The sequence below is a fragment of the Pseudomonas sp. LFS044 genome (genome assembly GCF_047978245.1).
Taxonomy (GTDB): Bacteria; Pseudomonadota; Gammaproteobacteria; order Pseudomonadales; family Pseudomonadaceae; genus Aquipseudomonas.
On the sequence record NZ_JBFPFX010000001.1, the window covers coordinates 268,681 to 281,680 of the forward strand.

The following is a 13,000-nucleotide window of genomic DNA, read 5'->3' on the forward strand; positions in this document are numbered from 1 at the left end:
GCGCTTCCTTTTCAGCGTTGTTCAGTCATCCAGTTTTCATGAATGAAGTAATCTACCTGTTCAGGTTTCAGGAGTGGCCGGTTGAGGATCAAGTCCGCCGCCTTTTCTGCAATCATGATGGTAGGTGCATTAAGATTTGCGTTGGTAATGGTCGGCATGACGGAGGAATCAACAACTCTCAGATGCTGTACGCCAATGACCTGAAGCGATGAGTTAACGACTGCCATAGGGTCGCTAGAATGACCCATTTTGCATGTCCCTGAAGGATGAAATCCGCTTTGTGCGTTCTGAGCGATGAAATCATTTATCTCGTCATCGGTTTGGACGTGAACTCCTGGTATTAACTCCTCGCCCGCGTAGAGGCTCAAGGCTGGCTGTCGGATAATTTCCCTTACTAAGCGAACGCAGGCGCGCATTTCTCGCCAGTCGTCCGAGTTGCTGAGATAGTTGTAGGAGATCTTGGGGGCTTCCATGGGGTCGTTGGATGCGAGAAGAACGTGACCCACGCTTTTTGACTTGGTCGTGCCAACATCTACCTGGAAGCCATGCTCCTTGGCTTGAGGATGCCCCTTGTCCCGCACCGCAACCGGTAGAAAATGGATCTCTATATCAGGGTACTTCAACCCCGCCTTCGAGCGTATAAAACCACCGCATTCGAAATGGTTTGTGGCGCCCAGGCCATCGCGACGCAGCAGCCAACGTGCCCCGAGTTTGGCCTTTGCCACGTGGCTTATGGCATTGAGCGTTACCGGCTTTTTGCATTTGACCTGGACATACAAAGAAATGTGGTCTTGCAGATTTTTTCCGACCCCGGGCAAGTGATGCACTGGCTCGATTCCGACTGAACGCATGTGCTCGCTGTCGCCAATACCAGAAAGCAGCAAGATTTTTGGACTGTTTATCGGCCCGCTCGACAGGATGACTTCGCGTCGGGCTGCGATAGCCCGCTTAACGCCAGATTCAACCACGTTGACTGACACTGCCACGCCGTTCACCACATTGATCTTTGTGACCACGGCGTTATGGAGAACTTGAAGATTTTTGCGCTTCGTTACTGGGTGTAGGTAGGCTGCAGCGGTAGACCACCGCGTGCCGTTGTGTACCGTCATGTCGAACCGGCCAAAACCTTCCTGGCGGTAGCCGTTGAGGTCGTCTGATTCGGCGTAGCCGGCTTCTTTGGCTGCGTTGATGAAGGCGCTGTATAGGGGATTGCTCAGGGTGCCATAGCGGGTGTTGAGCGGGCCATGTGCGCCACGCCAGTCGTTGCCGCCGTCCGCTCGGCATTCCGCTTTTTTAAAGTAGGGCAGCACATTGCTGTAGCCCCATCCTTCGGCACCGCTCTTTTCCCACTCATCGAAGTCCAATGGATGGCCGCGCATGTACACCATGCCATTAATCGATGAGCAGCCCCCTATCACCCTGCCGCGCGGAGAAAATATACGCCGACCGTTGAGGTGCACCTCGGGCTCTGACTCGAATGCCCAAGTGAATTTTGGGGTGACGAGGGGAACACCTACAGCACAGGGCATTTTGATGAAGATTGAATTGTCTTTACCGCCTGCTTCGATCAGGCAGACCTGGAATTCACCGCATTCAGACAGCCGATTGGCCAACACGCAGCCAGCCGAGCCTCCGCCCACGATGACGTAATCGAACACCATTTCCATATTCTGTAAATCCTTAAACGGAAAGCCTGGCCGGATTGAACGACCAGGTGATTGCCTTTCTTATTGGCGGGCGGGGTTCGCCGCTTTAGTCTTTTTTACGAGGATGAACGCCGCAGGGATCAAGCACAGCAATTGCATAAGGACGCCAAATTCGCCGAGTTGGGCATATCCGTTATCGAACTGAAGCGTCACTGCGACGATCATCGGCCCTATGACCATGCCCAGCGAGTCAGCGCCGCTGGCAGCAGCGGTTGTGCGGCCTGTGCTATCAATGTCAGACGAATACATACGGGCGTATGCCAGAAGGAAAACGTACAGGAATGTCATGGACAAACCGATGGCCCAGTAAATGTAGAGATTCGGTTTCACGTACAGGTAAGACGTAACGGCCATGAGGAGACAGGCAGCCAACAAGGGGAGGGCGTTTCTGAATTTTTCGAACGCCTTATTAGCTACTAACGGAACGAAGATGGAGCAGAACATCCCTACAGACCCAACGAGGCCAACGCCGGCGAAGTCTAAGCCAGCTTGTTGACCAACCTGCTCAAAGTACAGCCATAGCGTATTCGCTCCAATGCTGCTCAGGAGGCAGAGGAAAAACAGGGAAATGCTTCGTACACCAATCGAGGCTGATGGGGATGGCAGCTCTATGTGCTGAATTTTGCTGACATTGGGCAGAGCGAAGGCAAGTGGGAGCAAAATGATATACCCGGCTGAAAGCGCCCAAAACACTGCCTTGGTACCCAGAACCCCATGAAGTGGCGGGACGATCAGGAAGGCGCTGAGTGTCACAGCTGCACTGAGGGCCGAGCTATAGCCAAGGAGCTTGGTACCGCCTTTGAATTGAGCCAGGCTTGCGAACCCTAACCCGATGCACAAGCCCTCGCCGAGTCCGGCGACCGCTCTGTACATCACAACATGATTGAAGGCGTCCGCACCCAGAGTGCCTACCTGGCCCGCAATGGCCAAAGCGACACCGAGGACATAGAGGGTCTTGCGATTCATGATGCCGAGCACAAGCGACATACAAATCGATGCAAATGCAATGCACGCGATCTCTGCAGTTGAGGCAATCGTGGCTTGCGCGGGGGTGATTCCGAAGGTCTCGATAATGCCCGTGAAGGTGATCGGAACACCCAGGACGGCTACGTATGCAAAGCAAGGGATCAACAGCGCCGAGACCTTTTGGAGCGTGGAGGCCTCGAAATGCAGATCGACGTTCGAAGACATGGTTCATCCTCTGTTTTTATATTGCACGCTGATGGCATGCGGTATTGGCAGGATGCTTGGCGTCATTACCTGACGTGATAGAGGGCGGTTAGCCCCTAGCATTGTTCTTGTATTGGCCTCCATGGCAGACCCCAACTGGACGTAATGAGGGTCATTCGATTCTCGGTAATGTGAGTCTCTGTGGATATGGCGAGGATGGCCAAAAAGGGGTGATACAGGTCAGACGCCTTCCTTGTCGGGGGGCGGAATAGGGCGCGTAACGCGTTGAATACGGTACCGTACGAGATAGCCACGGCATGCAGGGAGGGTAGCAATCAGAGCTTGGGAGCGGGTGTGCCCGACGTGCATGAGGAAGCGCCTTCCCTGGCGCTGCTTATCAGCCATTAGCCTCGTCAGGAAGCAGATGGTCTGCAGATTCTGAGAGCGCTTTGGAGCCCTTGAGGTTTTTGCGAATGCTGAGCCATACGGCGGCGCCACTCAAGCCGACCAGCGATATCCCGATAAATACGGCCCAGCTTACGTACCAGCTTTGACCTGCTACCTCGCGGGGCCAGGCAGAGTTAGCGATTTCGAATACGATCCAAGAGGCGGCACCGAAAACGACTGGAACGGTCATGGAAGCCAAACTGAACGACCCCGATTGCCATTTTTTCACCATCAGGCGGAATAGAAGACCGAGGACGGCAAACCCCATCGTGATAAAGAAGGTAGCGGTGGCCGATGAAATCAGGGTTGCATAGACTCGCTCTGAGAAGGCCAGCAGGGTAACAATCACAGCAAGCGCGCCAACTACGACAACTGCTCTGTCGGGAGTGCAATGCTTACTCGAGAGCTTCGACAGAAAATGCGAGCCCGGCAAGATACGGTCGCGCGAGAACGCCCAGATGACCCGGGAAACGCTGGTTTGAGCCATCATCATGGAAGCTGCGAAGCCGATAATGACCAGGATGAAGAAGACCCGAGCAATACCCTCACCAAATGCGGCCTGGATAGTGGAAGCAGCTGGGTCGACGATTGCCCCGCTCACGATGGCACCGAAATCGGGTGTAGCGAGGATAAGTGCAAGGGCGCAGTAGCTGACAATAACGCCGATGGCGAGCAGGGCGCCAATGATAGCTTTAGGAATGTTCTTCTCCGGTTGCTCCACCTCCTCAGCCATGCTGCACACAGACTCAAAGCCCGCCAAGCCGAAGCCAACGAATCCCAGCGCTACAAGTAAGCCCCCCAGAATATAGTTGTCCCCGCCTGCACCTGCTGTGGTGAAGAGGATGTCGAGATCATGCTTGCGATGCCAAATCAAAAGAACAGTAGCCAGGCCGAGCGATCCGATGATTTCAGCACCCAAGCTAAGCTTCCCAAGCAGCTTTAGAGTACCAGGGCCAAGGAGATTTAATATCGTTGCCAGACACACGATGCCGAGAGCGATATAAATTTGAGTAGATGTCGTGAACGCCTCGATCCCCAGCGCCGCAGGAATAAAGCTTGCAATAGCATATCCGTTGGAGGCAAAGACAAAGATGAGAGTCCAAATGTAGAACCATCCGGTAATCCAACCGTAGTTATCGCCAATGAGACGCCGGGCCCATTGGTAACTTCCACCTTGAAGCGGCCAGCGTGAAACCATTACGCCTAGAGATAGGGCGATTAGGAGCTGTAAGCATAAGCCAAGAGGGAAAACCCACCAGCCCGCAGGGCCTGCGGCTTGAACAATGAGTCCGAAAACGGCGTAAAGCGCTACAATTGGAGAGATGTAAACGAACGCAAGCGTGAATGCATCATGCATTTTAAACTGGCGCTTCAATGGCGCAGCGGTTTCGATGTAGCTTTGTGCGGGCGGGAATGTCATTTTATTAGGATTCCGTATTGTCTTAAACCTGCCGTTTCAAGTCGCACTAACCTCCTTATTTTACGCCAAAGGTTTGAACAGGTTCGGTTAGGGCTGCGACATTGTGTCACCAAGAAGGGAGAAAACTCTACGGAACGGCAGCAGGTTGGCCGTTGCGGTTGCTTTTTGGCCTCTTCGGACACATTTCGGTGAAAATACGATCCAGAACGCCCATTATTGCCAGGTGGCCAGTGTGGGCTATACGAATAGAACAGTAGCGATAGTTGTCAGGTGAATGAATTATGAGGAGAGCATATCGTGTTTTGTATATTTCCTGGCGCTTGGTTCTGCAGCAGGTGGTAGGCCCACTTGCTGCAGAGGCCTAGGCTAATTGCGTTGGGAGGTTATTTGATGTTTTGCTTTTTGATAGGCTCTGCCAGCAAGTGCATAAGGTCGCGCGAGATTGCACCTGCAGAGAGGGCTGTGACACCACTCGGATCGTACATCGGGGCGACTTCAACTAGATCCGCGCCTACGACGTTAAGTCCCGCAAGGTTGCGGAGAACCTCGGATGCCTGGAACGTGGTTGGGCCTCCGGGCACGGGCGTGCCAGTACCCGGTGCAGAGGATGGATCAAGGGCGTCGATATCAAATGTAATGTAGACAGGCATGTCCCCAACGATTTTCTTGATGTTGGCAGCAATGTCCTCCGGCTCAGAATACAGCGCGTCATGAGCGTAAATGATGTTGTAGCCTTCTTCGTTTGGCATATCCGTGCGAATGAACACTTGGACGGATTTGTGAGCGTTAACCGTGTTTTCCTCAGCTAAGTCGTGGGCAAATGAGCCGTGGAAGATCTCCTTTCCACCATTGCTGCTCATCGAGTCTTGATGGCTGTCGAAGTGGATCAGGGCGATCTGACCGAACGTATCCTTAGCTGCTCGAACCGGGCCATACGGAATGGTGTGATCCCCGCCAATGGTGAACAAGCGCGCACCCGAGGCGAAGATTTTTTTCGCATGCTTGTAGGTTTCGTCGATCATGTTTTTGGTTGCATCGCCACCTACACCCATGCCGACATCACCGTAATCGATGATCTTCAAATCCTTGGCAATATTTCCTTTCCACGGATGCTGGAAATTGCCGACGTGCAGCGATGCTTCGCGGACTGCGCGTGGGCCCAAGCGCGCACCGGAACGGTTGGTGACCCCGATATCGTATGGAACACCCATCACAGCGATGTCTACGCCGGTAAGATCCTGAGTGCTTTGGGCACGCCAGAATGTTGGGATTCCTGCATAAGCCAGGTAGTCACCAGTGGTTTTCGAGGGTGGGAGCTTGCCTCCACCCATAGCAGGCACGCTTTGCGGTTTCTCATCTGGAGCGGCCGTAGCCACGCAAGCCGTGCTAGCCAGGGCGCTAACTGTAAGGAGAGAGTATGCAATCGCTTTCGAAAGGGCGCTTTTCGTAATCATAAATCCACTCATCTTCCCGACGTTCAACGTCAGGTTCGTTACACTTGGTTCTCGCGCCTTGGGTCGGAGCTGCTGATGGCCGAGCCCGACAGGCTGGAGAGTTTGGAGGTGGGGAAGCAGCAGAGGCCCGTCAAAACCGAGCTGCTTTCCCATCTCATTTTTAAAATACGACCGTATTCTAAAATTAACAACCCAGTTGAATGGGGTAGCGACATCGCGCCGCAGAGTGGTTTTTGTCGGGTTGGGGGAGAAGACGCGGGCAAAGTCCCGACCTTGCTGGCGGCGAACGCCGTCAGACGTCCACCAAGCACAACCTGAGCAACAATTAGTAACGTTTGACCTATCTCGGGTAGCTCGTATTCCCCGTAACTGGTCGCGCCAACACGCTTCTAAATTGACCGAGAAATCTAGCTAAGACTGATATGGCTTCCTGAAATGTTTCCTGATTTTTCAGCAAGGATCTAAGACTTGTGAAAATAGGAATACGAACGTATTCTAAATCCAAAGGTTTGCGAGCGCTTAAGGATTCGATAGCAGGTTTCAGGAGACCCCGCCGCCAACCTTCATTGCACGCCTCATACGGCCTGTGACCTGGGATCTGAACCATAGGAAGCAATTGGGATGTCGCGTTTGGTAGCCTTTCGCCAGATGGAGCGATTTGTAGAGGCTCAGGTATTAAAACTCGAGAGCTGGCGGATAAGCTCCGCGCTCCAGCGAGATATCAGCTTTGAAGCCGAACTTTTGGCACTACTGGATGAATACGGATTTGGTATGCGCCAGGTTCTCGATGTATTAAGGCCAGTCACTATCCCATGCAGTGAGTTCCGCCAAAGAAGAATAAAGGCCACTCGAAGACCACGCGCTGTCAAAGTCTACATCAATCCGCATGATGGAACGGTTGCAGAGACTAAGATGGCCAATCATGGACTTCTTAAGCGCTGGAAGAAGGCATATGGTTCGCACGTTGTAGAGTCGTGGCGTGTGTCTTAGAACTCGCCGTTTATTGAATGAGTAGTAACCCTGGCGCCATTTCTTGGAGGTAATCATGAAGTATTTTGTCGCATTACTTACGTCGCTTATGCTTGCCAATCTTTCATGGGCGGAGGATGGCGCCCAGCGTTCGAAAGAATTTAACCAATATGTCAAAGAAACAAACAAGGCTGCGACTGAAGCTCGTGAGCGAGCCAGGCTGAAAGCGGAGCAATTGGAAGTTAATGAAGCTTCCGAGGTTAACCGTCTCATTGAAGACTCCCGGGGCGACTCGAAATCTTAAGTCGCTAAAATGAGCTCCCTCTTGGCGCCCTCTGGCGCCTTTTTTTGGCGTAACGAATCAACGGTCACATCTTTTAAAGCAGGCAGTTCTTTGACGTCCGGTAATCCGGTGTGCGGTTTACGACAGCCGTCCCCGAATTGGGAACGCCCAAGGCAGTTCGCCATTGCGCCGCTGCCGGATGCCATCGCCTGCCCGAGCTACGAAGAGCTCAACACCTTGGAATTCCAAGGCCCCAGGAAGTGTGGAGATTTCGATTCAGAGATCTGGCAAAAGAAAGCCCGCTGCTAGGCGGGCTAACTGGATAGCCCTTCTGCCTGCCTGACTGGCCAAGGCAAACAGGATCTGCTGGGACAGTTTCAGACTTTCCGAAGAGTCTGCATTGGCGCTGGCGACCAGGCGAAGAATGCGCAAAGGAGCAAGTGGCTGCTGGGACGATGTCATGAGGTTTGCCTCCTTGAATGTGCGTGCGGGTTATGGCGTATCGAATTGTTTTTGAAAGCGCAGTGCACCCGTCAACAGGCCTTCACGGAAGTAGAAACGTTGCGCGCGGGCGTTGGCCAAGCCCGTGTCGAGCACCAGGCGTGCACAACCGCTGGCGCGGCCCAGTCGTTCCAAGGCTTGCAATAAGCGCGACCCCCACTGGCCACCCCGCTGCGCCTCGGCGGTTACAAGGTCATCGACATACAGGAATGCGCCGTAGACCAAGTTTTCCTGTAAGCGGTAACCAGCCAGTGCGACAAGAACGCCTGAGTCATAAGCACCAATCAGGCGATAGCCTTCAACGCGCATACGCTCGATGCGGCTGACGAAGTCGGCTTCGCTCGTCAGATGAGGGCGCAATTGCTGCATTACCGAGAATGCGCTGCACAGGTCATGGGTGCTGTCCAGGGGACGCAGGGCCGGGTCGGCCAGGTCGAGCACGCTGGGTATGAAGTTGTGCAAAGTGAATGTCATGGGAGTTGCCCTCATGAGTAGGTGATAGCGCTATATTGGACTAGCATTGACCCACTTGATTGAGCCAAGAAATGGGGTATGAACTAGGCCATGATGACCTTCCCAAAGTCGCCTTTTGCTCCCTTGGAAGAGCAGTCCGGCTTGCCCCTGTATCGTCAGCTGTACAACCGAGTGCTGGCCGCCGTTGCCGCTGGCACGTTGAGCCCCGGTGACCGCTTGCCGTCGGCGCGCGCCATGGCCAAGGAGCTGGGGGTGGCCCGTGGCACCGTCGAACTGGCCTATTCGCTGCTGGCCAGCGAGGGTTACCTCCTGGCGCTCGGGCAGAAAGGCACCCTAATCAATCCTGAACTGCAGAAGCCCGTGTCGGCGGCCACCGCATTACCAGTCAGTAGCCAAGTGATCGAAGACACCCCTGATTCGCTCTGGCGTCCACCGCAGCTGTTGCCATTCCAGATGGGGGTACCGGCGTTGGATGCATTTCCGCGCAAGATATGGGCGCGTCTCGGTGCTCGGTATCTACGCGGGATGCGTCTGGGAGATCTGGACTATCCGGCTCCCCACGGCCTGGCAGCGTTGCGCAGCGCCATTGCCTCGTATCTGCAGGTGTCCCGAGGTATCGATTGCGGTGCCCACCAGGTGTTCATCACCAGCGGTTGGCGCAATAGCCTGTCGTTGGTCGCTCACACCTTGTTGCAGCCAGGCGAGTGCGCCTGGGTGGAAGACCCGGGCTATCCCACTACGCGCCAGGTGCTTCGCCAGTTTGGCCTGGAGCTGGAAGCGGTGCCGGTTGATGCCGATGGCATGAATGTAGAACACGCCATCGCGGGTTCTCGGGCTGCCCAGGTCGCCATGGTGACACCGGGGCATCAGAGCCCGCTGTCGATGGCACTGTCGCTGCCACGCCGACAACTGCTACTGGATTGGGCTGCCCGCACCGGTGCCTGGATTGTCGAGGACGATTACGACGGCGAGTATCGCTATGTCAGCCGTCCACTTCCAGCGCTGGCCAGCCTGGATCGCCATGGCCGCGTGCTGTATGCCGGCACCTTCAGCAAGGTGCTGTTTCCCGGTATTCGCCTGGCTTATCTGGTGGTGCCGCAGGCGCAGGTGGCAGCGTTCGAGCGCATCGGCCGGGCCTTGTTTGCTGCCGGGTCACCGTCAATTACCCAGGCCTTGGTGGCGGAGTTCGTTGCCGAGGGACACTTCGCTCGGCATATCCAACGCATGCGCCGCCTCTACAACGAGCGACGGGCAATGACCATCGAAGCACTGGAGCGGAGTTTGCCGAAGGGTATGCAGGTGGAACCCTCGCCAGGCGGCATGCACCTGGTACTGCGTTTGCCGGAGGACGTAAGCGACACCGCCCTGGCCGAGCAGGTGCTAGCCAGGGGCATGTCGGTACAAGCGTTGTCGCGCTGGGCTGCCTCATCGCAGCGTCAGTCAGGTCTGCTCCTGAGTTTTACCAACTGCGCCACGACTGCTCCAGGCGAGCAGCTTGGCGCGTTGATCAGCAAGTTACTCAGTTGAGGTTGGCCTTGTTCAGGCCGAACAGCTCATCGGACGAGCCCGGGATCGCCTGGAAAGCCACATTGAGGCGATTCCAGCCATTGATGGCGACGATTAGGAACGACAAGTCCGAGAGATCCTGCTCGGAAAACTGCTCGCGCGCACTCGCATAGAGGCTGTTGGAGATACCATGAGGCGGCAGTTGGGTGAGGGCTTCAGTCCACTCCAGCGCCGCTCGCTCTATTGGCGAAAACAGCTGCGACTCACGCCAGACGGCGACGTGGTGAAGACGCAGCTCGCGCTCGCCATGGATCTTGGCCTCTTTCACATGCATATCCACGCAGAACGCACAGCCGTTGAGCTGCGAAGCGCGCAGCATGATCAGGTGGGCAAGATCGGCCATTAGCGGCTTCTTGCTCAGTTGCAGGGTGAGTTCCACCAGTTTGTTGGACGCTTGGGGAGACAGCTTGAAGTGATCAAGGCGGTTGTTCATGGGTAGTTGCTCGCAGTGGGTGGATGTTTGTTGGAGCCCACTGTAGCTACGCTTGGACTAGCCCTACAGGGCCAAGATGTTAACTTCGAACTGGGCCATGTCTGTATCGAAGTGCGCCATGATCACTCAGCGGGCGATAGGGTCGAAGGGGCGCTATGGGCCGTTTATTGCCCTCCGCGAATGTAGATTGTGACGTCCCCTCGCTGGTTGAACGCATGAAACTGGCTTCAAAGCGGATTAGCCAACTGCTGTCTCTGGGTGCAAGGGGCATTGAGTTCTAGCAGAGCTGCCCCTGCGACTCGCCGCTCGGCTTTTCAACTGAATTTTTCCAGCAGTAGACACCTCCATAAATCATCAACCAGGGAGGGGGTCTTGTGTCCGCACTTCAACTGTACGTTATCGACAATGGAGATCAGCGGGCCGGAGCCGGAGTTCATAACTCTACCTGTTGATTTCAAGAGGTTCGCTGAAGGGGCGGGTGGCGCATAGCCCCACGCCGATCAATTCTGGAGAGTGAGTATGCAACCCAAGACTGAGGGCTCGGAAGAAAAAGGGCCTAGCAATATTCCATTTATCAACGACCCGCAAAAGCCTACGTCGCCGCCTATGAATGATGCCGATGCTACGGATGCAGCAGAGGCAGAAGAAGACATTCAAGACGACGCAGAGTCGATCTAGGCCGACTGGCGCATGAATACCTGACACTTGAACCCAACCGCTGATGGCTGGAACTCAAAAAGCCGGTGCGGCACGTGCTTCGAAGCGTGCCGCCACCAAGCTCAGTCTGGTCAGCTTCGGCCTGGACGTTCTCTCCGGTTTATTAAAGATAATCGGAATTTCGAGGTGCCGCTGAACTCTCAGTCAATGGTATGTGCGTTGTTTTCCCGGCTCCAATCCTCCCAACCAACAAGACCAACAGGGGGCTTTTATGACGTGTCTGATTTGCGCAGGGCATGCGCACACCGTGGAATGTGCCACGGGTTGGGAAGAGCGGCATTGTACGGAGTGCGGCGGCTATCGCATGTCCCAAACACTCATTCTGGCGATGATGGAGCAGGGGCAGATCTTCGACACCCCCAAAATGCGAGCATGGCTGAGCACCCGGCGGGACGTGGCGCCAATACCCACAATCGAGTCCCACCACGCCATTCTCGTCAGGTGAATGGCGGTGCGCCGCACCCGTTTCCTTCAGGCGCGCTCCCCTCGAAGCCAGCGCTCGTGATAATGCATCAGGCGGGTCAGCCCATAGACGGCGCCGTCGTGCATGACTTGCGCTCGCTCTCCAAAAAAACGCTGGGTACGGGTGAACACGGCAATCGGCTCGCCGGCAAAAGCCCACGCAAAGCACAGCGTGCCGGGTAACACCCCAGATGTTGGGCTTGGCCCTGCTACACCGGTAGTTGCAATAACGACGTTGGCATCGCTGTCCTTCAACGCCCCCAAGGCCATCTCCCAGGCGACGGGTTCGCTAGTCAGCCCGTACCGTTCGATGGTTTGCGCGCTTACACCTAGCAGGCGCTTCTTGGCGGAGGGCGAATACACCACGTAGCCGCTTTCGAGTACCTCCCCTGTACCGGGGAAGGCCGCTAGCAGAGCCACCATGCAGCCTGCAGTGCAGGATTCGGCAGTGGTCAGTACCAGATGGTGGTCTTTGAGGTAGCCGAGCACGGCCAATACGGGATCACTTGCCATGTTCATGTCGACTCGTTGTTCTTTTGCGGTGGACGTGTCGGCTATGTAAATGGTTCACCGGTTTAGTGCAGCTTCGATGCGCAGCGGCCGGATGGTGCGTCAGGCACTGATCATGAGCTCATCCAGACGCAGTGATGCCTGCCACGGTCGTGTGCCGCTCATACCACTCATACTGGTCTGCTGAACCTCTGAGGCATTGACGGCTCAACCGGGCATCGATGTATGGGGCAGGCTGATGCGAACGTTTGAGAAAGACCTCTCTGCACCTCAACTGTTGAAGCTCAATTACCTGGCCCGGTGGTTTCAGGTATTTGAGGACAGAGCATTGCGTATGGAGTCGCCGGACGATTATCACGAGGAACTGCTTCGCCAGGCCGATGAGCTGGATCGTCAAGGGCTGATCTCTTGGCAGGAGTGGCGTGATCTTCGTCTAGAGGCTGACGCTGCTTACCTCAGAGCGGTAGCAGGGGATGATTACCCGTCAGGGTTTGTGTCGAGATCGATGTAGGGGATTGCGCTAAGGTGCGTCGAAATCCTGCATCAGGATGAAGTGGGTACGTGGGCCTGTTGATCCAGGCCGGTCAACCCAACACCGGCCAAGAAGCGCTGCGGCAGGCCAGGGTTGGCCACGAATGCCTGGGGCCGCTTTGCGGCCCATCGCCGGCAAGCGCGGCTCCCACAGGTACTGCGCTGGCCCGGAGACTGGTTAAATCTCTGTGGGAGCCGGCTTGCCGGCGATGAGGCCGGTACTGACTACACAGCCTTGGTGCAGGGCAGCAGTTACCGGCCGCCACCCAAGTGATTCCACTCGCTGTACGCCGACTTCAAAACGTGGGGAAGGCGAGGCAGCTCTCGTCTGATTTCGCTCAACGCGTCAGGGCTTCG

At 55.6% G+C, this 13,000-nt stretch carries 14 protein-coding genes; 6 read left to right on the top strand and 8 right to left on the bottom strand.

The window, feature by feature from the left end; translation table 11 throughout:
• Positions 1-11 precede the first annotated feature (11 nt).
• The 4 genes from ACNQPL_RS01355 to speB all read right to left on the bottom strand — a co-directional run bounded on the left by ACNQPL_RS01355 (position 12) and on the right by speB (position 6,197).
• Positions 12-1,667 carry a choline dehydrogenase gene (locus ACNQPL_RS01355; protein WP_416465453.1) on the bottom strand — a complete coding sequence of 552 codons (1,656 nt, stop codon included), beginning with the start codon at positions 1,665-1,667 and terminating at the stop codon, positions 12-14.
• Between the two features lie 60 nt (positions 1,668-1,727).
• Positions 1,728-2,897: an MFS transporter gene (locus ACNQPL_RS01360; protein ID WP_416465455.1), complete on the bottom strand. Its 1,170-nt coding sequence runs from the start codon at positions 2,895-2,897 to the stop codon at positions 1,728-1,730.
• Positions 2,898-3,273: 376 nt separating this feature from the next.
• On the bottom strand, positions 3,274-4,743 hold the full coding sequence (locus ACNQPL_RS01365) for an APC family permease (protein WP_416465457.1): 1,470 nt from the start codon (positions 4,741-4,743) through the stop codon (positions 3,274-3,276).
• 383 nt (positions 4,744-5,126) lie between these two features.
• Positions 5,127-6,197, bottom strand: coding sequence for an agmatinase (speB, locus tag ACNQPL_RS01370; protein WP_416465459.1), 1,071 nt, complete (start codon positions 6,195-6,197; stop codon positions 5,127-5,129).
• Positions 6,198-6,272: 75 nt separating this feature from the next.
• Between speB and ACNQPL_RS01375 the strand changes: the two genes are divergently transcribed.
• The 3 genes from ACNQPL_RS01375 (at position 6,273) to ACNQPL_RS01385 (ending at position 7,470) form a co-directional block, all read left to right on the top strand.
• On the top strand, positions 6,273-6,515 hold the full coding sequence (locus ACNQPL_RS01375; RefSeq protein WP_416465461.1) for a hypothetical protein: 243 nt from the start codon (positions 6,273-6,275) through the stop codon (positions 6,513-6,515).
• A gap of 303 nt (positions 6,516-6,818) precedes the next feature.
• Complete coding sequence (locus ACNQPL_RS01380; RefSeq protein ID WP_416465463.1) at positions 6,819-7,187, top strand: histone-like nucleoid-structuring protein, MvaT/MvaU family; 369 nt, start codon at positions 6,819-6,821, stop codon at positions 7,185-7,187.
• Between the two features lie 55 nt (positions 7,188-7,242).
• Positions 7,243-7,470, top strand: coding sequence for a hypothetical protein (locus ACNQPL_RS01385; protein WP_416465465.1), 228 nt, complete (start codon positions 7,243-7,245; stop codon positions 7,468-7,470).
• A gap of 255 nt (positions 7,471-7,725) precedes the next feature.
• Here ACNQPL_RS01385 and ACNQPL_RS01390 read toward each other — a convergent pair whose 3' ends face one another.
• Both ACNQPL_RS01390 and ACNQPL_RS01395 read right to left on the bottom strand, forming a co-directional pair.
• Positions 7,726-7,911: a hypothetical protein gene (locus ACNQPL_RS01390; protein ID WP_416465467.1), complete on the bottom strand. Its 186-nt coding sequence runs from the start codon at positions 7,909-7,911 to the stop codon at positions 7,726-7,728.
• 30 nt (positions 7,912-7,941) lie between these two features.
• Positions 7,942-8,424: a GNAT family N-acetyltransferase gene (locus ACNQPL_RS01395; protein ID WP_346612323.1), complete on the bottom strand. Its 483-nt coding sequence runs from the start codon at positions 8,422-8,424 to the stop codon at positions 7,942-7,944.
• A gap of 90 nt (positions 8,425-8,514) precedes the next feature.
• Between ACNQPL_RS01395 and ACNQPL_RS01400 the strand changes: the two genes are divergently transcribed.
• Complete coding sequence (locus ACNQPL_RS01400; RefSeq protein WP_416465470.1) at positions 8,515-9,951, top strand: PLP-dependent aminotransferase family protein; 1,437 nt, start codon at positions 8,515-8,517, stop codon at positions 9,949-9,951.
• Here the strand turns inward: ACNQPL_RS01400 and ACNQPL_RS01405 are convergent.
• Positions 9,944-10,423: a carboxymuconolactone decarboxylase family protein gene (locus tag ACNQPL_RS01405; protein ID WP_416465472.1), complete on the bottom strand. Its 480-nt coding sequence runs from the start codon at positions 10,421-10,423 to the stop codon at positions 9,944-9,946. The two genes, ACNQPL_RS01400 and ACNQPL_RS01405, sit on opposite strands and share 8 nt — an antisense overlap.
• 519 nt (positions 10,424-10,942) lie before the next feature.
• Here ACNQPL_RS01405 and ACNQPL_RS01410 point away from each other — a divergent pair.
• Positions 10,943-11,101, top strand: a complete 159-nt coding sequence (locus ACNQPL_RS01410; RefSeq protein ID WP_346612326.1) for a hypothetical protein — start codon at positions 10,943-10,945, stop codon at positions 11,099-11,101.
• Between the two features lie 510 nt (positions 11,102-11,611).
• Here ACNQPL_RS01410 and ACNQPL_RS01415 read toward each other — a convergent pair.
• The gene (locus tag ACNQPL_RS01415) at positions 11,612-12,115 is read right to left on the bottom strand and encodes a CinA family protein (RefSeq protein ID WP_346612530.1); all 504 of its coding nucleotides are present in this window, start codon (positions 12,113-12,115) and stop codon (positions 11,612-11,614) included.
• A gap of 235 nt (positions 12,116-12,350) precedes the next feature.
• Between ACNQPL_RS01415 and ACNQPL_RS01420 the strand changes: the two genes are divergently transcribed.
• Positions 12,351-12,623, top strand: coding sequence for a hypothetical protein (locus tag ACNQPL_RS01420; protein ID WP_416465474.1), 273 nt, complete (start codon positions 12,351-12,353; stop codon positions 12,621-12,623).
• The last annotated feature ends 377 nt before the right edge of the window (positions 12,624-13,000 follow it).

Coding starts and splice junctions, on each gene's coding strand:
- ACNQPL_RS01355 (WP_416465453.1), bottom strand. CDS start 1,667: ATGGAAATGGTGTTCGATTACGTCATCGTGGGCGGAGGCTCGGCTGGC.
- ACNQPL_RS01360 (WP_416465455.1), bottom strand. CDS start 2,897: ATGTCTTCGAACGTCGATCTGCATTTCGAGGCCTCCACGCTCCAAAAG.
- ACNQPL_RS01365 (WP_416465457.1), bottom strand. CDS start 4,743: ATGACATTCCCGCCCGCACAAAGCTACATCGAAACCGCTGCGCCATTG.
- speB (WP_416465459.1), bottom strand. CDS start 6,197: ATGATTACGAAAAGCGCCCTTTCGAAAGCGATTGCATACTCTCTCCTT.
- ACNQPL_RS01375 (WP_416465461.1), top strand. CDS start 6,273: ATGGCCGAGCCCGACAGGCTGGAGAGTTTGGAGGTGGGGAAGCAGCAG.
- ACNQPL_RS01380 (WP_416465463.1), top strand. CDS start 6,819: ATGTCGCGTTTGGTAGCCTTTCGCCAGATGGAGCGATTTGTAGAGGCT.
- ACNQPL_RS01385 (WP_416465465.1), top strand. CDS start 7,243: ATGAAGTATTTTGTCGCATTACTTACGTCGCTTATGCTTGCCAATCTT.
- ACNQPL_RS01390 (WP_416465467.1), bottom strand. CDS start 7,911: ATGACATCGTCCCAGCAGCCACTTGCTCCTTTGCGCATTCTTCGCCTG.
- ACNQPL_RS01395 (WP_346612323.1), bottom strand. CDS start 8,424: ATGACATTCACTTTGCACAACTTCATACCCAGCGTGCTCGACCTGGCC.
- ACNQPL_RS01400 (WP_416465470.1), top strand. CDS start 8,515: ATGATGACCTTCCCAAAGTCGCCTTTTGCTCCCTTGGAAGAGCAGTCC.
- ACNQPL_RS01405 (WP_416465472.1), bottom strand. CDS start 10,423: ATGAACAACCGCCTTGATCACTTCAAGCTGTCTCCCCAAGCGTCCAAC.
- ACNQPL_RS01410 (WP_346612326.1), top strand. CDS start 10,943: ATGCAACCCAAGACTGAGGGCTCGGAAGAAAAAGGGCCTAGCAATATT.
- ACNQPL_RS01415 (WP_346612530.1), bottom strand. CDS start 12,115: ATGGCAAGTGATCCCGTATTGGCCGTGCTCGGCTACCTCAAAGACCAC.
- ACNQPL_RS01420 (WP_416465474.1), top strand. CDS start 12,351: ATGCGAACGTTTGAGAAAGACCTCTCTGCACCTCAACTGTTGAAGCTC.